This is a genomic window from uncultured Fibrella sp. (assembly GCF_964250085.1).
Lineage (GTDB): Bacteria > Bacteroidota > Bacteroidia > Cytophagales > Spirosomataceae > Fibrella.
The window spans coordinates 390,268-407,890 of sequence record NZ_CAXUEC010000001.1 but is presented as its reverse complement, the minus strand read 5'-3'; the positions used below and the strand labels follow the sequence as shown (position 1 = coordinate 407,890).

14 protein-coding genes are annotated in these 17,623 nt (G+C 51.7%); 13 read left to right on the top strand and 1 reads right to left on the bottom strand.

Annotated elements, in window-relative coordinates; genetic code table 11:
* Positions 1-30 precede the first annotated feature (30 nt).
* The 13 genes from ACFE8Q_RS01635 to ACFE8Q_RS01575 all read left to right on the top strand — a co-directional run bounded on the left by ACFE8Q_RS01635 (position 31) and on the right by ACFE8Q_RS01575 (position 14,498).
* Complete coding sequence (locus ACFE8Q_RS01635) at positions 31-993, top strand: DUF3078 domain-containing protein (RefSeq protein WP_375443605.1); 963 nt, start codon at positions 31-33, stop codon at positions 991-993.
* Positions 994-1,011: 18 nt separating this feature from the next.
* Positions 1,012-1,344, top strand: coding sequence for a large-conductance mechanosensitive channel protein MscL (gene mscL / locus ACFE8Q_RS01630; RefSeq protein ID WP_375443604.1), 333 nt, complete (start codon positions 1,012-1,014; stop codon positions 1,342-1,344).
* A gap of 167 nt (positions 1,345-1,511) precedes the next feature.
* Complete coding sequence (gene murD, locus ACFE8Q_RS01625; protein ID WP_375443603.1) at positions 1,512-2,867, top strand: UDP-N-acetylmuramoyl-L-alanine--D-glutamate ligase; 1,356 nt, start codon at positions 1,512-1,514, stop codon at positions 2,865-2,867.
* Positions 2,868-2,927: 60 nt separating this feature from the next.
* Positions 2,928-4,058, top strand: coding sequence for an FtsW/RodA/SpoVE family cell cycle protein (locus ACFE8Q_RS01620; RefSeq protein WP_375443602.1), 1,131 nt, complete (start codon positions 2,928-2,930; stop codon positions 4,056-4,058).
* A gap of 122 nt (positions 4,059-4,180) precedes the next feature.
* Complete coding sequence (gene murG / locus ACFE8Q_RS01615) at positions 4,181-5,287, top strand: undecaprenyldiphospho-muramoylpentapeptide beta-N-acetylglucosaminyltransferase (RefSeq protein WP_375443601.1); 1,107 nt, start codon at positions 4,181-4,183, stop codon at positions 5,285-5,287.
* 123 nt (positions 5,288-5,410) lie between these two features.
* Positions 5,411-6,760: a UDP-N-acetylmuramate--L-alanine ligase gene (gene murC / locus ACFE8Q_RS01610; RefSeq protein WP_375444350.1), complete on the top strand. Its 1,350-nt coding sequence runs from the start codon at positions 5,411-5,413 to the stop codon at positions 6,758-6,760.
* 84 nt (positions 6,761-6,844) lie between these two features.
* Positions 6,845-7,567 (top strand): cell division protein FtsQ/DivIB, encoded by a 723-nt coding sequence (locus ACFE8Q_RS01605; protein ID WP_375443600.1) that lies wholly within the window; start codon positions 6,845-6,847, stop codon positions 7,565-7,567.
* Positions 7,564-8,979, top strand: coding sequence for a cell division protein FtsA (ftsA, locus tag ACFE8Q_RS01600; RefSeq protein WP_375443599.1), 1,416 nt, complete (start codon positions 7,564-7,566; stop codon positions 8,977-8,979). Before ACFE8Q_RS01605 ends, ftsA begins: the two co-directional genes overlap by 4 nt.
* 132 nt (positions 8,980-9,111) lie before the next feature.
* Positions 9,112-10,521: a cell division protein FtsZ gene (gene ftsZ, locus ACFE8Q_RS01595; RefSeq protein ID WP_375444349.1), complete on the top strand. Its 1,410-nt coding sequence runs from the start codon at positions 9,112-9,114 to the stop codon at positions 10,519-10,521.
* A 27-nt stretch (positions 10,522-10,548) separates the two neighbouring features.
* Positions 10,549-11,247, top strand: a complete 699-nt coding sequence (locus tag ACFE8Q_RS01590) for a DNA alkylation repair protein (RefSeq protein WP_375443598.1) — start codon at positions 10,549-10,551, stop codon at positions 11,245-11,247.
* A gap of 203 nt (positions 11,248-11,450) precedes the next feature.
* A complete protein-coding gene (gene accD, locus ACFE8Q_RS01585; RefSeq protein WP_375443597.1) occupies positions 11,451-12,293 on the top strand; it encodes an acetyl-CoA carboxylase, carboxyltransferase subunit beta in 843 nt (280 codons plus the stop codon).
* A 123-nt stretch (positions 12,294-12,416) separates the two neighbouring features.
* Entirely contained in the window at positions 12,417-13,394 is a 978-nt protein-coding gene (locus ACFE8Q_RS01580; protein ID WP_375443596.1) for a radical SAM protein, read from the top strand.
* 153 nt (positions 13,395-13,547) lie between these two features.
* A complete protein-coding gene (locus ACFE8Q_RS01575; protein ID WP_375443595.1) occupies positions 13,548-14,498 on the top strand; it encodes a DUF2279 domain-containing protein in 951 nt (316 codons plus the stop codon).
* 30 nt (positions 14,499-14,528) lie between these two features.
* Here ACFE8Q_RS01575 and ACFE8Q_RS01570 read toward each other — a convergent pair whose 3' ends face one another.
* A complete protein-coding gene (locus ACFE8Q_RS01570; RefSeq protein WP_375443594.1) occupies positions 14,529-17,489 on the bottom strand; it encodes a triple tyrosine motif-containing protein in 2,961 nt (986 codons plus the stop codon).
* Between the last annotated feature and the right edge of the window lie 134 nt (positions 17,490-17,623).

The window sequence follows — 17,623 nt, the reverse complement described above, 5'->3', positions numbered from 1 at the left end:
ACCCGTTTCCCATCGTAACAGATTACCACAATGAAGAATACAGTACTCTGCACAGCCTTAGCCGTAGGCTATGCCTTTTCAGCCGCTGCACAAGACCCAGTAATTCAACAAGTGACCACGAATTTTAAAGATACGGTATCAATAAAGCGAGATACCACCTATTGGCAAAAATCCATAACTGGTGGCGTGAACTTTAACCAGGCCAATTTTAGCAATTGGGTGGGCGGCGGCGTCAACTCGGTTGCCATCAGTGGTGTTGTAGCGGCCCGTGCCCTCTATGAAAAAGGCAAAACCTCGTGGGACAATACGGCTGACTTTCAGCTAGGCTACATCACGCAACGAAGTGTTACCCGCAAAGCTTCCGATCAGCTAATCATTATTTCGGTGCTGGGGCACAAGATCAAACCTAAATGGGATCTGTTCGCTTCAGGTACGTTCAACACTTATTTCGCCCCCGGTTTCCGCTACGATAACCTGCCGGCAGGCACGTCAGAATTACGAATCTCTGGTTTCTTCGCCCCAGCCCAGTTTGCACTTGCCTGGGGATTGGCCTACAAACCAAACGACGAGTTTTCGCTGCGTATCAGTCCGTTTGCTCCTCGATTTACATTCCTGTTCGACGACGCTGTCCGCTTCCGGGAAGGTGCCGACAAAGTGATTATTCCCGACCCAACGGCCAAAACATACGGCGTAGACGCTGGCAAGACAGTGCGGGCCGAGTGGGCAGCACTACAGATTCAGGCGGTCTGGAACAAGAAGTTAAGCGAAAACGTGAGCCTAAATGCCCGCTACCAGATGTATGCCAACTATCAGACATTAGATGCCATCGATCATCGGGTAGACGTACTGTTAGCGGCGAAACTAAACCGTTACCTGAGCACCACATTTGGTTTTATTGGCCTTTACGACAAGGATTTTTTCGACGGATTCCAGCTTCAGCAGACACTTGGCATTGGGTTAGTCTATAATGCCAGTACATTCAGGAAGAAATAACCTCTAAATCAAACAACTATGTTAAAAGAATTCAAAACCTTCATTGCGCAGGGAAACGTACTTGACCTGGCGGTTGGTGTCATTATTGGAGCTGCCTTTGGTAAAATAACTACCTCGCTGGTCGAAGACATTCTTAATCCAATACTGGGCTTAGTGCTGGGTGGCGTTGACTTTGCCGAGTTAAAGATTGTGTTGAAAGAAGCGGCCGGTACAGTGCCCGAAGTGGCAATCCGCTACGGAAACTTCCTGAATGCCGTTATTCAGTTTCTGATGGTAGCCTGGGTAATCTTCCTGATCGTAAAGGCGGCGAATCGGATGCGTGTCGACAACGCACTGGCTCCCAAGGAATAGTACGTTCAAAACCACTTGATAAAGCCCTGGCTCAATAGGCCGGGGTTTTTATTTTTCTACACAGTAGTACGGCTACCGCTGGGCGTTCTGTTATTTTGTAGTATAACATATTAAAAAACGAAATGCCCACCGGCCTGTATAAGTCTGGTGAGCTTCTCACATAGCCAATGCGATTAGTAATTCTGGGTGGTGGTGAATCGGGAGTTGGGGCTGCTTTGCTGGGGCAGGCCAAAGGATATGACGTTTTCCTGTCGGATCGGAGCCCGCTAAAGGCAACGTACCTGGAAACACTCCAAACAGCAGGGATACCTTTTGAAGAAGGCCAACACACTGAAAGCCTGATTCTGAACGCAACAGAGGTAGTCAAAAGTCCAGGCATACCGGATACCGTGCCGTTGGTACTAAAGCTGAAAGCGTTAGGTATACCTGTGATTTCGGAAATCGAGTTTGCCGCCCGCTATACGCAGGCCAAACTCATCGGTATTACAGGCAGCAACGGTAAAACCACTACTACCTTGCTAACCTACCATTTGCTGAAAACAGCGGGATACAATGTAGGGTTAGCCGGTAACATTGGCGACAGCTTTGCCAAACAGGTCATCAACGATACCTTCGACTACTTTGTCTTGGAGCTTAGTAGTTTTCAGCTCGACAGTATGTATGAAACCAGACTCAATACAGCCGTATTGCTGAATATCACGCCCGATCACCTGGATCGCTATAGTTACAATTTTCAGAACTACGTAGACAGTAAGTTCCGAATTTTACAAAATATGCATCTTGACGATACGTTTATCTACTTCCAGGAAAACGAACCGACAAGGCAGGAATTAGCCCGTCGCAAGCCCGACGTATATGCGCTTCCGATCTCATTGGTAACCGCTGTATCGCCCGGTGGCTACTTGCATGATGGACTACTTTCTACCCGTTTTCGCGACCGTAGCTTGTCGATCCATTCGGCCGCTTTGCCACTGAAAGGGCCACATAATGCCCTGAATATGCTCGCAGCCATATTGGCTGCCCAGTCGATGAACGTACCTGACCAGGCTATCATCAACGGGCTGGGTACGTTCCAGAATGCAGCCCATCGGATGGAACCCGCTGGCGTAATTAACAAGATTCGGTTCATCAATGATTCGAAAGCAACCAATGTCGATTCGGTATTTTATGCACTGTCGAGCATGAATTCACCAACCATCTGGATTGCGGGCGGCCAGGATAAAGGAAACGATTATAGCCAGTTGGATGGCGTTATTGCCCAGCATGTGAAAGCCCTGATTTGCCTTGGTAAAGACAACAGGAAATTGATCGATTATTTCGGCAATAAAATAGCCACAGTTCGGGAAACGCAGGACGTTGCGGAGGCCGTGCAGATCGCGATCGAGCTGGGTCAGCCCGGTGATGTTGCGTTACTTTCCCCGGCCTGCGCCAGTTTCGATCTGTTTAAAAATTATGAAGACAGAGGCAATCAGTTTAAAGCGGTAGTAGAATCAATCATCCTGGGCGGCAGTTCTGGCGTATGATGATCACCTAATTTAACCCGAAATATTCACACACCAGGGCTGGTACCCTGGATGACAATTATGACCTACTCTATCCGCGAGTGGACTCGTGACAACCTGAAAGGCGACCGCCAAATCTGGTGGATCGTACTGTTCCTGTCTATTCTGAGTGTACTGGTAGTATACAGTGCTACTGGTACCATTGCTTATCAGAAAATGGAGGGCAACACCGAGGCGTATCTCTTTAAACATGGCGCGTTGGTCGTGCTGGGGCTTGTGTGCATGTTTGTGGCCCACCGCATCAACTACATTCATTACGCCCGGCTTTCCAAGTTTGGGCTTTGGCTTTCGGTGCCGTTGCTCCTATGGGCTTACTTCAAAGGGGCCAACCTCAATGACGCGTCCAGATGGATCACCATTCCGATCATCAATCAAACTTTCCAGCCGTCCGATCTGGCTAAACTGGCCCTGATTTCCAATCTGGCAGCTATGCTGGCCAAACGCCAGCGGGTAGCCTACGAGCCTCAGGTGCTGGTAAACATGATTGGCTGGATTGGGGCTATCTGTGCCTTGATCGTGATTTCAAATGCGTCGACGGCGTTGTTGCTGGGGGCCACCTGTTTTTTGCTTATGTATATCGGGCGGGTGCCACGCAACTACCTGGCAGGCATGGTGCTATTTTGCCTGGTGGCGGGCGGTTTTGCGCTGGTGGTTGGCCAACGCTACCAGACTTTTGTAGGGCGTATCAACCGCTTCATGGACCCAAACAACATCGAAGATCAGGTTGCACAATCCTACATTGCGTTGGCGCACGGTGGCCTCACAGGGCAGGGGCCAGGCAACAGCCACCAGCGGAATTTCCTCCCGCACTCCTACTCCGATTTCATCTATGCCATTATCGTGGAAGAATACGGGCTTTTGGGTGGTATTGCGGTGCTGGTCGCCTACTTATGGTTGCTTATGCGCGGCATGCGGGCGATTCGAAGTAGTAGCCGCCCTTTTGGCGGATTGTTATCGGCGGGACTGACTTTTAGTATCGTGATTCAGGCCATGACGAATATGCTGGTAGCAGTTGGCTTGGTGCCTGTTACGGGCCTTCCCCTGCCCTTGTTGAGCATGGGAGGTACTTCCCTACTATTTACCGGTGCCGCCATCGGCATAGTGATCGGTGTGAGCCGGGACGAAGCCGATGAAAGTAAACTTTTAAGATAGGCTTGAAAGTCGTTTTAGCACCGCAGTCCCTAGTCTGGAAAGTCGTCAGAGGAATGCTTACCGTTAAAAAACACCTTTCAAGACGCACGACTTAGTATTAGACCGACTTTCAAGACTCAAAAATGAACGTAATCATCAGCGGCGGCGGAACGGGCGGGCACATTTATCCGGCCATTGCCATTGCCAACGAATTGAAACGCCTTGATCCAGCCACAGAGATCCTGTTTGTGGGTGCCGAAGGCAAAATGGAGATGGAGAAGGTGCCCCGAGCCGGTTACCGGATCGAAGGCTTGCCGGTAGTTGGTATCAAACGTGAATTAACCCTGGCAAATCTGGCTTTTCCGCTCAAACTGGGCCGCAGTCTGCTCCGGGCCAGGCAGATCGTGCGCGACTTCAAGCCCGACGTAGCCGTGGGCGTGGGCGGGTATGCCAGTGGGCCAACGTTACTGGCCTCCGCCCTCGCCAACGTACCTATCCTCATCCAGGAGCAGAATTCATTTGCCGGGCTCACCAACAAAGTACTGGCCCGCTGGGCAAAGCGTATCTGCGTGGCGTATCCGGGCATGGATGCCTTCTTCCCAGCCTCCAAAATCAGGTTGACAGGCAACCCCGTACGCAGTGATATACAACTGGCTGATCAACAAATCGATGCTGGCAGGTCACGATTTGGTCTGTCGGCCAACGTACCCACGCTGCTCGTCATTGGCGGAAGCCAGGGAGCCAGAACGCTGAACGAGAGTCTGGAGGCTGGTTTGCCGCAACTGAAGCAGGCGGGTATACAGGTAATCTGGCAAACGGGTACAGGGTTTATCGACCGGGCCCGCCAAGCCGTAGCGCAGGCGGGCGCCACGCTGGTACAGCCACACGAGTTTATTTACGACATGGACAAAGCCTACGCCGTAGCCGATGCCGTAGTGTCGAGAGCGGGCGCGTTATCGGTGTCTGAACTGTGTATTGTGGGCCGTCCGGCTATTCTGGTTCCGTTGCCGACAGCCGCTGAAGACCACCAGACACACAATGCCATGGCGCTCGTGAATCGAGAGGCGGCCTTGCTGGTCAATGACCGCGACGCCCGGCAAACCTTACTAAGCGAAGCACTCGCATTGTTATCTAATTCTAAGCAACGTCAAACTTTAAGTGAACGGATTCACGAATTAGCATTCCCAACGGCAGCCGTTGATATTGCGCAGGAGGTGATTCATCTTACCTCAAGAAATAAAGTAGTATGAACCCCTTGCGGATTTGTAAATCACGCAGTTACTTTTGTAGAACTACACCAGACCTATCCATTGATACCTTCATCCTTATCCACTATCCGTAATATTTACTTCCTGGGCATCGGCGGTATCGGCATGAGCGCGCTGGCCCGCTGGTTTCTTGTCAATGGCTATAACGTTGCCGGTTACGACCGCACGTCAACCCCACTGACAGACACCCTCTCGGCAGAGGGCATGTCTATTCACTTTCAGGAAGATGTCGCTCAAATTCCCGCTTCTTTTCTAGCCGATCCTGCGCAGACGCTAGTCGTTTATACGCCCGCTGTTCCGAAAACGCATGCCGAATACATCTACTTGACCGAGAACGGATTTACGTTGCAAAAACGGTCGCAGGTGCTTGGTTTTCTGGCCAGTCGGATGACGACCATCGGCGTAGCCGGTACCCACGGCAAAACAACCACGTCGTCGATGGTGGCGCATCTGTTGCGGCAGGCCGGCGTAAATTGTGCGGCTTTTCTGGGCGGTATTACCCAGAACTACGGCACTAATTTTCTGCTCAACGAACCAGCCGATGACCTGTCGACGGTCATTTGTGTAGTAGAAGCCGACGAATTCGATCGCTCTTTTCTAACACTTTTTCCGCAGTATGCCATTGTAACGTCGACCGATGCCGATCACCTCGATATCTATGGTGATCATAATTCAGTGCTCGACTCATTTGCGGCTTACGTGAGTCAGATTAAACCAACGGGCATTCTTTTTCAACGGCAGGGCCTGGCATTAGCCGATAAAACGTCGGCTCAGGTACGTACCTACGCGCTCAACGGAGACGCGCACCAACCAGCCGCGTATCATGCCGCCAATCTTCGGATCGAGAGAGCCCGTTTTGTTTTTGATCTTGTTTATCCAGGCGGTACCATTACCGATATTCGGATGCTGATTCCGGGTTTTCACAATGTAGAAAATGCGGTGGCGGCTGGCGCAGTGGCGCTTGAAGCAGGCGTTTCGCCCGGAGCAGTACGCGAAGGATTGACCACCTACCGGGGTGTACGCCGACGGTTCGAGTATGTGCTGGATACAGACGAGATCGTATTTATCGACGATTACGCCCACCATCCGGCTGAAGTTCAGGCGTTTCTATCTTCCGTAAAAGCACTCTACCCGGATCGTGAATTAACGGTAATTTTTCAACCTCATTTATTCAGTCGTACCCGTGATTTTGCCGAAGGATTTGCCGAAAGTCTTTCATTGGCCGATCATCTGATATTACTCGATATTTATCCGGCTCGTGAATTACCCATTGACGGAGTAACATCTGACCTGATTCTACAACGCGTTACCTCACAATCGAAACGGATTAGTACCAAAGAAGCGTTACCTGACGTTCTGCGGGAAATAAAACCTACACTACTCGTAACGGTAGGTGCAGGTGATATTGATCAGCAGATTTCGGCCCTTAAGATTTTATTTAACACCAATAGATAAAATAATTAATCGGCTGAATTAGCTTATCTACAGATGTTTTCTACTTTTAGTAACCGAAAAATATGGATTTGGTGGTCAATCGGGTTGCTAACTCTTTTCGGCCTGCTCGCGTTTACAGAAGAACGCCTGCACCAAACCCATTGCGAAGCCATCCTTGTCGACATTGACGAGTTGGATGGACAGCGGTTTTTGACGCGTAGAGACGTCACTGGTTTTTTGACCAACAACGGGAACGATCCCATCATCGGGTTACCTTTTGATGAGATCAGCCTCAGTAAGCTTGAGCAACGGCTCGGGCGGTATAGTTTGATCAGGCAGGCGCATGTGTCGCGTGACTTAGCGGGCAACTTACTCGTCAAGATTAAGCAGCCCCAACCAATAGCTAGATTAGTAGCGGGCGGAGACGGGTCACGCGTAATTGGCGGACAGTATATCAGCGACGAAGGGCGTTTTTTCCCTTTATCGATGAATTACTCAGCCCGCGTGCCTATTGTGTCGGGAGAGTGGTTTCAAACCCACCGAACCCTGGCCGATGAGGCAGGCAAACCACTGCTCACCCTGCTTCAATACATCCGGGAATCGGATTTATGGCGGGCGCAGATTGCGGAGATTAACGTTGATTACTCCGGTAATGTGACGTTGTGGCCACAAGTTGGAAATTACCAGATTGAGTTTGGTAAGCCCGATGGTATTGATATGAAATTTAGAAAAGTGAAACTGTTCTATACCCAGATAGCACCTCAAAAAAGATGGGACCGCTATCACCGGGTGAGTGTACAGTACCGAAACCAGTTAGTTTGCGAATGATGACCCATCATCAAATGGATGACAAGATTGTGGTAGGACTCGACATTGGCAGCACGAAAGTGTGTGCTGTGGCGGGTCGGTTGTCTCGAAGCAGTAATAACCAGCCTATGCTGGAAGTGCTGGGCGTAAGTCGGGCCAGTTCGGAAGGCGTGACGAAAGGCAAAGTCATGAATATTACCCGAACGGTCGACGCCATAAATCGGGCTATTGAGGAAGTATCGAACCAGTCCAACGTTGATATTGGCTTAGTCAATGTCAGCTTCAGTAATCACAATATCAACTCACAGAAACAACCGGGAAGCATCACCCGCCTCTCGCCCGGCGATGAAGTAACCCCTGCTGATATTGATCACCTGTTGCGCGATATGTACCGAACTCCCCTGCTGGCAGGAAAAGAGATCGTTCACGTATTGCCGATGGACTTTACCGTTGATAGTGAATCGGGCGTTGAAGACCCCGTTGGCCGTAACGGTGTGAAGCTGGGTGCTGATTTTCAAATCATCACCACCCAGTCTGATGCTGCCGTGAACGTGCGCCGTTGCATTGAACGCACCGCCAGTCACCTCCAGCGCGATCAGGTGCTGCTGTCCCCCCTGGCTTCGGCCATGGCCGTGCTGACACCTGAAGAGCGCGAAGCGGGCGTGGCACTGGTCGATATCGGTGGCGGCACAACTGACCTGGCCATCTACCACCGCAATGTGCTCAGGCATGTGGCGGTGTTTCCGTGGGCCGGCAATTGCCTCACCAACGACATTCAGGATGGCTGCAAGGTGCTTCCCCAGCAGGCAGAGGTGTTGAAAACCAAGTTTGGCAACGCCAACCCATCTGCCTACCGCCTCAACGAGGTGGTGTCGGTGCCCGGTTTGCCCGGTCGTCAGCCCAAAGATGTGCTCCTTCGCAACGTATCGATCATCATTGCTGAACGGCTCAAGGAGATTGCCGCGCTGGTACAGGCCGAGATTATCCGGTCGGGCTATAAAGACAAACTGCTTGGTGGCATTGTGCTAACCGGTGGTTCGGCACTCATTGACGGCATCGACGAGATATTCCGGACGGTGGCTGATATGGATGTGCGCATTGGTTACCCCGAGCAGTTGGAATACAATTTGCGAGCAGATCTGGTTAGCGATCCGGCTTATGCAACGGCAATTGGATTGGTATGGGCAGGTTTCAGAAATGTAGATGATCGTATTTCGTTCATCAGCGATCCAGGGCAGCCTGCTACACAACACAATGGCCAGGTACGTCCTACGGATCCGACACGCTCGACTCAAAAAGGAAATGCTGGTCAGACAACAACCCGACCAGCCCCTGAACAGCCGGAAGAGCGGCCGGAAACGGGCCTGTTCGATTGGCTGAAAAAGTTGTTTAACCCAAAATTGGGCGACGTAAATGACTCGTATCGGGATTGATAGTCAACAGTTACCGTCCTGATATTTAGCCAACTATCTGTTAAATAGCCAAGCCAATTTATAAATTTAAGTACCCCCGCTGCTTTACCCACTGTTATCATGACAACTCGAACTCCACTCCGAAATCAGGCTATGCTAGACCACGGATTTACCTACGAATTGCCCGACGGTAATGCCCCCATCATTAAAGTAATTGGCGTGGGTGGAGGCGGTAGCAATGCCGTTCAGCACATGGTAACGATGGGGGTAAAGGACGTTGAGTTTGCCATCTGCAACACAGACCGTCAGGCGCTGATTAGCAGTAATGTGCAAACAAAACTCAAACTTGGCACGGGACTCGAAGGCGCTGGCATGGACGTTGAGGTGGGGCGCAAAGCCGCACTGGAAAGCATCGATGAGATTCGTAACCTGCTGGGCGGTTCAATTAAAATGGTATTTATTACCGCCGGTATGGGCGGTGGTACGGGTACCGGCGCGGCTCCGGTGGTGGCCGAAGTAGCCCGCGAAATGGGGTTGCTTACGGTAGCCGTTGTAACTGCCCCTTACAAGTATGAAGGCATCGACAAGCGGCAACAGGCAACCGAGGGTATTGAGTTGCTGAAGAAGAGCTGCGATACCGTGCTGGTGGTAATGAACGACAAGCTGGCCGACCTCTATGGTAAGCTCAGCATTCGTAAAGCGTTTGCCCATGCCGACAATGTGCTGGCAACAGCCGTAAAGAGTATTGCTGAAGTAATTACCACACGTGGCGATGTAAACACCGACTTCATGGACGTGAAGAAGGTGCTGCAGGAAGCTGGGCCATCGGTGATGGGATCGGCTGATGCGGAAGGCGACGACCGGGCATTGAAGGCCATTCAGGAAGCATTGAATTCACCGCTGCTGAACGACAGTGATATTCTGGGAGCAAAGCGAATCCTACTGACTATTTCGTCTAGTTCGGAGTACGAAGCTACCCTGGAAGAGCAAACGGTCATTTCGAACTATATCGTTGAAAAAATTGGCGAGGAAGCCCGCTTATTTAAGATCGGTGCCATCTTCGATGATACGTTAGGGGCCCGAATGCGGGTGACCATCATCGCTGCCGGCTTTGAAACAACCAGTTTTGTTGAGCCTGCTCCGGCGGCAGTTGTCGTTGACACAGTAACCGTGCCTGACGGCGCAGGTCAAACGCCCGAAACGGGAGCCGTTCCCCCGGAGCAGAAGCCTGCCGAAGGCGTACTGACTCCCGATCTGGTTACAGACGATGCCAAGGTACGTACGCCCACGTTTACCCACGCTGGCCCCACCACCTTACCGTTGGCGGGAGGCTATGCCAATGGCTTATCGGGTGTAGGTTACGGAAGCGACAATCGGATTAGCCTGAATCCGGTGCGTCACGAAGACCCCGAAGAGATCAAACAGTTGATCAATGATTTTCTGAACAACCGCTTCAGCGAACGCGAATTGGAAGCCCCGGCTTTTAGCCGTCACCGGATCATGCTGTACGAAATGCCGCTGTTGCCAGATCATGAGATCATCCGCAGCCGGCTATTCGATTAGGTGCCGGTATATTATCATTAGGTGATCATGACCTATACTGACGTTCGAGCCGCAATTATGGCCCTCGAGCAGCCCGCACGGGCCTCATTTGTCTCCCGCTACTTCAAAACGCACCCTGGTCAATACGGCGAGGGTGATGTTTTTTTAGGGCTGTCGATGCCGCAACAGCACGAGTTGGCGCGCCGGTTTGCTGGATTACCAACCAACGAAACAGAACTGTTGGTCAACGATCCCTACCACGAATGCCGGATGACCGGATTGCTCATCTGGACGCTTCAGGCAAAGAAAGGCGGCAGTCTGGTCAGGCAGGATATAGCCGACAGGTACGTTGCCAACCGCAGGTACGTTAACAACTGGGACTTGGTTGATTCTTCGTGTCCAACCCTGCTCGGGTTGCCAATGCTGACAGGCGACCGGTCTTTGCTGTACGAACTGGCTGACGAAGACCACCTCTGGAGTCAGCGGATCGCGATGGTGACAACCTGGCAATTTATACGCCACAACCAGTTTTTCGACACCTTTGCCCTGGCCGAAAAACTACTTGACCACCGGCACGATTTGATTCATAAAGCCATTGGCTGGATGCTCCGCGAAGTAGGAAAGCGCGATCAGGCAGCACTCGATGAATTTCTGCACGATCATATTCGACGCCTTCCCCGCACGGCCTTACGATACGCAATAGAACGCCATGAACCAGCTCAACGACAACATTTTATGGCCCTCTAGGAATCTGTTTGACGGTAAGATCAGCAGGCATCAGAGCTACTTTCTCCCCTGCTTTGACACGGCAAGATGCACCTACTCAAAGGTGGGTTCAATCGAAGGCCTCATTTCCTTCGTATCTTTGCGTTTCCATTTCTCGGAAACAGCTTAACTAGTCCGTTTAGTTAGCCAGTTTACTGAAAAGGGATATAGCAAAGACAACTAATATGTCCTGGTTTATACGTAAAGATAAGGGTATTCAGACCCCAACCGAAATGAAGCGGGAGGCTCCCGATGGGTTGTGGTATCAATGCCCAAGTTGCAAGCAGGTGATGCACACGCGCGAACACAAGATGAACGCTTATACATGTGTGCACTGTAACTTCCATGAGAAAATTGGCTCAGATGCTTATTTCTCAATCCTGTTCGATGACAATACATTCACCGAACTGGATGCCAATATGATTTCGGCCGACCCACTGACGTTTACCGACACGAAGAATTATCCAGATCGAATTCGGTCAACGGTCAGTAAAACAGGCCTGAAAGATGCTGTCAGAACGGCTCACGGGCCAATGGATGGCGTTAAAATTACCATCGCCTGCATGGATTTCAATTTCATTGGCGGCTCAATGGGCTCAGTGGTAGGCGAGAAGATTGCCCGTGCCATCGACTATGCACTAGCCAACAGAACCCCGTTTTTGATGATCTCCCGGTCGGGGGGCGCACGGATGATGGAGGCGGGTTTTTCGTTGATGCAGATGGCAAAAACGTCGGCTAAACTGGCGCGGCTATCAGAAGCAAAACTGCCTTATATTTCCCTGCTCACCGATCCGACTACGGGCGGCGTTACGGCTTCCTACGCCATGCTGGGCGACTTCAACATTGCCGAACCGAACGCACTGATTGGCTTCGCCGGCCCGCGTGTTATTCGTGAAACCATTGGCAAAGACCTGCCCAAGGGCTTCCAAAGTGCTGAATTTGTACTGGAACACGGCTTCCTCGACTTCATCGTTGACCGTAAAGACCTGAAAGACAAACTCGCCAGTTTGTTAAAAATGATCGGATAGCGCTGTTAAAAATGTCTACTGTCTTCGGTCTTCCGTTCTCTGTTGCGCTGTTACTCATCAACTACTGTGATGTAGCAACGCAACAGAGAACGGAAGACTGAAGACATTTTAACAGTTTTTTCCATGCGCCTTATTCGACACCCGGTTCTGTGCAATTACTACGTAACGTATCGCTGCAACGCGACCTGTAGTTTTTGTGACATCTGGGAACGGCCTTCGCCTTATGTAACGCTCGATCAGGCACGCGATAATTTCCGGGACCTGAAGCGCCTCGGCGTGCGGGTGATCGACTTCACCGGCGGCGAACCGCTGTTGCATCGTCAACTGCCCGACTTACTGGCCGAAGCCAAGCAGCAAGGTTTCATCACCACCGTAACCACCAACGGCCTGCTGTATCCCAAACAGGCTGAGAGTCTGCGTGGTCTGGTGGACATGCTTCACTTCTCGCTCGATTCGCCCCATGCTGCTGAGCACGATAAAGGGCGCGGGGTACGTTGCTTCGACAAGGTGATGGAGTCGATTGCCATAGCTACCTCTTTTGGCGAACGGCCAGACATTCTCTTTACCGTCTTTGAGCACAACATCGACCAGATCGAGACGATGTATGCTGACATCTGCCAACCCAACGGCCTGGTGCTGATCCTGAACCCGGTTTTCTCCTATAACACCGTGGATACGGGTGGTGCGCTGTCTGAGGCGGCATTACAGCGGCTCACCAACTGGGGCAAACAGCGGGGCGTATACCTCAACGACGGATTTGTGCAACTTCGGCGTGATGGCGGCAACCACATCAACAAGCCCGTCTGCCGGGCGGCCAGTACAACCCTCGTTATTTCGCCGCAAAACGAACTGGTACTTCCCTGCTACCACCTGGGCCTCAAGAGCTTCCCCATCAATGGCCAGCTTTATGACCTGTACCGGTCTGATGAGGTACAAAAGCTGGTAGCGCTGGAAGGTCGGCTGCCCGCCTGCGAAGGCTGTGCCATCAACTGTTACATGCAGCCTTCCTTCGCCGTTGATGTAACGAAATACTGGTGGAAAGCACTACCCAGCACGCTGAAATACAACTACATGAAAGGCACCTGGAAACAGTTATTTTAATTGAGTTTGCCGGACGCCGACAGAGATGCCAATGCCCACTGCTTCAGCATATTTCGTACCAGCCGTGCCCTGAGCGACGAGTAAGCGACCTTAGTTGTACCTTATCTTACGTTCTGCTTCGTCGCTTTCGCGTCTATTTGTTAGGTTTAGCCTATGATTAAACAGATTCGTTTGTTACTACTCGTTGATCTGCTGCTCACACTTGGTCAGCCCTTGCAGGCGCAGCCTATGCCAACGGTGGTTACTCCGGGCGAGGCAGGCATCAACCAGGGTCGGTTTATTGGTGTAGTGGTGGGTACAGCCGCCTTCTATACGGTTACGTTACTGCTGCTACGGAAACAATGGTATAAAAAAAAGATGCCGTTCCACACCTTCAACGATAACCGGGAATGGCTTCAGATGGATAAAGTAGGCCATGCCGCTACGGCGTACTGCATGAGCCGGGGCGGCTACGAACTTATGCGCTGGAGCGGGGTCGACGAGCGGGCAAGCATTCTGACCGGTGGCCTACTGGCGTTGCTTTTCCAAACTACCCTTGAAGTATACGACGGCCATGCCGAAGGCTGGGGTTTCTCTAAAGGCGATATGGTCGCTAACGTCGCGGGAACGGCCCTGTTTATGGGGCAACAATTTGGGGCGGGTCAACAGGTTGTAAGCCTGAAATACGGCTTTCGGAAAACAATTTATCCGCCCTTCAGGCCCAACCTGCTGGGTAAAACAACTGGTCAGCAAATGCTGAAAGATTACAACGGGCAGCAATACTGGCTGTCGGTGAATCTGGCATCGGTACTGCCCGTTGGTCCCGACTTTCCGCGATGGCTGAACCTAGACGTAGGTTATAGTGGTAGCGGAATGATCGGAGGTCATGAAAATCCGCCGATGACCGACGCCGACGGTAAACCGGTTGTATTCAGGCGGTTTCGGCAGTTTTTTATCTCGCCCGACGTTGATCTGGCCCGCATCAACCAGCGCGATCCGTTACAGCCGCTGCCCTGGCAACGATTCGTGGGTACGGTGCAATTCTTCAAAATTGCGGCTCCTTCTCTGGAATACAATCCGGTGAAAGGGCTTCGTTTTCATCCGCTCTTATTGCCTAATGAGTAGCAATGGCCAGTACATGCAGTTGGAACGTACCTAGGCCGGTAAACGTACCCGATGAACAGTGCCGCGCAGGGGCCGCGGATGAATGATCAATTCGCCGTTGAGCATAGCCACGATGGCTTCCAGATTCCGTAACCCAATACCGCTACTCTGGCTCCGCGCAACCACAGGATCGTATCCCCGACCATCATCGGTGACAGTGAGGCTCAGGTTACCATTTTGCTGATTCAGTTCAACATCGATCAGCGACGCATTAGCATGCTTCAATGCGTTGTAGACCAACTCCTTCACAATCTGGTAAATAGGTTGCTGCAGTAGTTGCGGGATGCTGCCAACGATGTTGTGCACAAAGCTTACTTCGGGCCGGTCGGGTATATTCGATAGCTTGCCAATAAACGATTGCAAACTATCGACCAGTGAATGCGCCTGAAGGTCGGCCGGTAAAAGGGCGTGCGACACATTCCGCAGGTCACCCAGAATATGGCCCAGATCGGCGCTGAATTTAGCTAGCTGTTGCGCTTCACTGGCCACCATCGCTTCGTCGGTAGCCAGTTCGAGCTTCAGTTTTAAAACGGCTAAATCAGGACCGATATGGTCGTGCAGTTCGCGCGCGAGCCGGGCGCGCTCATCCTGCTGCGACTTAAGGATCAGATTGAAGCGCGCCCGCTGACTTCGTAAACGGCGAGCCAGCAACCAGCGAAAAACGCCATACAGTACGATACTGCCAATAATTCCTACCAGTAAGATAAACCAAATCTCCTGCCAGAAAGGCTTGCCGACCAACACAACGAGGCGCCGGGGCCTGGCAGTCCACTGGCCGTTGGCGTTGGCTGCTTTTACATCAAACATGTATGTGCCCGGTGGCAGATTAGCGTACCGGGCAACCATCGAATTGCCCGCATCGATCCAGGCGGGATCATAGCTCAAAAGCTTGTATTTGTATTGATTTTTACCTTCCGATACAAAATCGACCGCTCCATAATGTACGGTCAACGTACGTTGATTGGCTGGCAAACGAACCGTATCAAGTTCGTTGGCGGCCAGTGCGGTTGGGCGATCATTGATCAGGATAGACGACAAGGCTACAGTAACAGGATTGAAGCGACTGGTCAGTTTCTTCGGATTGATGGACACAACACCTTCATTACCACCAAAAAACAGTAGCCCACGACGGGTTTTCAGCGCGGCCAGTGAGTTGTACTCCTGTGGCCTGACAGCCCTGAATAAGTTGGCCAGTCCCGTTTCGGGATTGTACCGGAACAAGCCCTGATTGGTTGGCACCCACCAGTTGGTTGGGCTATCGGGTACAATGGCGTATATGGGCCAGACCTCATCGCCCAGGGCAATCCGCCGCACGATCCGCTGGTTGGTCACATCATAGGCGACTAGTTCGCTACTCCCAACCCACAGCGTCCGCCGCGTTGTGTCGTAGTGGAAACAAAGCGCATTCTGCCCATTCAGCGGTTCGTTATACACCCATTTTAACCGGCCATTCCGGTACTCATACACGTCGAATCCGGCTTGCCAGCGACCAATATAAAGCCGGTGGTTTAGCGTATCGTGCCAGAACGAGCCTACCAGGCGATCACTTAACTTACCAACTTCCACAAACCGCCGTTTATCAATCATATACCGAAACAACCCCGCATAGGTGGCGACCAGTAGGGAGTTTCCTTCTTCGGCAAAAATCCCCTTTACCCACGACGCCTGTGTATTGGTGTCGGAGGGTCGATACAGCCTGAACTGATCTGTAGCCGGACTGTATTCCGCCAGCCCCTGACGCGTAGCCAGCCAAGTACGTCCTTGCTTATCAACACAGAATCCGCTGATAGCTCCGTCGGGCAGGCTACCTGGTTTGCTGGTGGCAATGTACCGTCGAATTTGGCCGGAAGTCGGGTCAAGTCGGCTCGCTCCGCCACTGATGCTGCCAATCCAGATCGACCCATCGGGTGCTTCTGTTATGCCGCGAACGGCATCAGCAACAAGGGGTTGTTTTTCGAAACTGTTGGCGGTGTAGGTACGTATCCCCCCCTGGTCGGGTGTTATTCGATCAATGCCGAGCGGGTCAACATTGGCCCAGATAGTCCCCTCCCGGTCTATATACAGACTACCTACCTCGTCGATCGCCAAACTCTGGGGATTCTGCGGCTGATGGCGCAGGTGTTCCGTAAACTCCCGGCGGCGGCTATCGAATACCATAATACCTGCCCCACCGGTATTAATCCACAGTTGCTGACGGGCGTCGATATGAATATCATACGCTGGGTACGTCTCCTGATCAACCGGGCTTTTATAAAAGGTGTACGTTTTCGTTTGTGGCGAGAAAGCCAGTATTCCCTCCTTATCGGCTAGCCAGAAAACCCGACGGGCAGCATCCCACCGAATTGCGGTAAAGCAGGTTGGGCGGTGCATTGGGTCGCCAATGTCATCTGAAAAATAGGTGTGTTGGTGGTGGCTGTTATAATCAACGACCAGCAACCCTTTAGGCAGTACAAACCAGATCTGATGCGCGGCCCGGTCATGAAAAACGTAGTCGTTTTCCAGGCTTTTGCTCGTCGTCAGGCCCGGCAACAGCACGGTGTATTGGTTGGTGTGGTAGTTGTAGCGAACCAGCCCCAAGGCATCGCTGACAAACCAGACGGCAGCACTATCGACATCGAAAACGTGCGTTGCAGTCGCTTTATGCCCTGCTGGCAGGATAGCCGTGAACGTGTCGGTTTTCCGATTGTAACGGTTCAACCCTATTTCGGTACCAATCCATAAGTCGCCATCTGGCGCTTCAATCAATCCGCTGGCAAAGCCACCCCGCAAGCCTTTTTTCCCATTCGCGTAGAAAACAAACCGGCTTCCGTCGAAACGGTTGATGCCTCCCTGTATACTCATCCAGAGAAACCGGCGCGAGTCCTGCATGATGTAATTACTAGAGCCCTGCGCCAGTCCGTCTCTAAGGGTATAATGCCGATAGCTGTATTGCGCCTGAGTGGTAAAACTCATACTTAAAAGTAGAGCGGCAACGATATAGTGGCTGTTTTTCATGACGCATCAACTACTGGTTTACTGATTACATGCAAAGGCGTTATAATGAGCGAAACAATTTACTTACAGGCAGATACGCGAAATTAATATAT

Excerpts from the sequence above, each read along its gene's own strand:
- ACFE8Q_RS01635 (WP_375443605.1), top strand. The coding sequence starts at position 31 with ATGAAGAATACAGTACTCTGCACAGCCTTAGCCGTAGGCTATGCCTTT.
- mscL (WP_375443604.1), top strand. The coding sequence starts at position 1,012 with ATGTTAAAAGAATTCAAAACCTTCATTGCGCAGGGAAACGTACTTGAC.
- murD (WP_375443603.1), top strand. The coding sequence starts at position 1,512 with ATGCGATTAGTAATTCTGGGTGGTGGTGAATCGGGAGTTGGGGCTGCT.
- ACFE8Q_RS01620 (WP_375443602.1), top strand. The coding sequence starts at position 2,928 with ATGACCTACTCTATCCGCGAGTGGACTCGTGACAACCTGAAAGGCGAC.
- murG (WP_375443601.1), top strand. The coding sequence starts at position 4,181 with ATGAACGTAATCATCAGCGGCGGCGGAACGGGCGGGCACATTTATCCG.
- murC (WP_375444350.1), top strand. The coding sequence starts at position 5,411 with ATGAGCGCGCTGGCCCGCTGGTTTCTTGTCAATGGCTATAACGTTGCC.
- ftsA (WP_375443599.1), top strand. The coding sequence starts at position 7,564 with ATGATGACCCATCATCAAATGGATGACAAGATTGTGGTAGGACTCGAC.
- ftsZ (WP_375444349.1), top strand. The coding sequence starts at position 9,112 with ATGCTAGACCACGGATTTACCTACGAATTGCCCGACGGTAATGCCCCC.
- ACFE8Q_RS01590 (WP_375443598.1), top strand. The coding sequence starts at position 10,549 with ATGACCTATACTGACGTTCGAGCCGCAATTATGGCCCTCGAGCAGCCC.
- accD (WP_375443597.1), top strand. The coding sequence starts at position 11,451 with ATGTCCTGGTTTATACGTAAAGATAAGGGTATTCAGACCCCAACCGAA.
- ACFE8Q_RS01580 (WP_375443596.1), top strand. The coding sequence starts at position 12,417 with ATGCGCCTTATTCGACACCCGGTTCTGTGCAATTACTACGTAACGTAT.
- ACFE8Q_RS01575 (WP_375443595.1), top strand. The coding sequence starts at position 13,548 with ATGATTAAACAGATTCGTTTGTTACTACTCGTTGATCTGCTGCTCACA.
- ACFE8Q_RS01570 (WP_375443594.1), bottom strand. The coding sequence starts at position 17,489 with ATGAGTTTTACCACTCAGGCGCAATACAGCTATCGGCATTATACCCTT.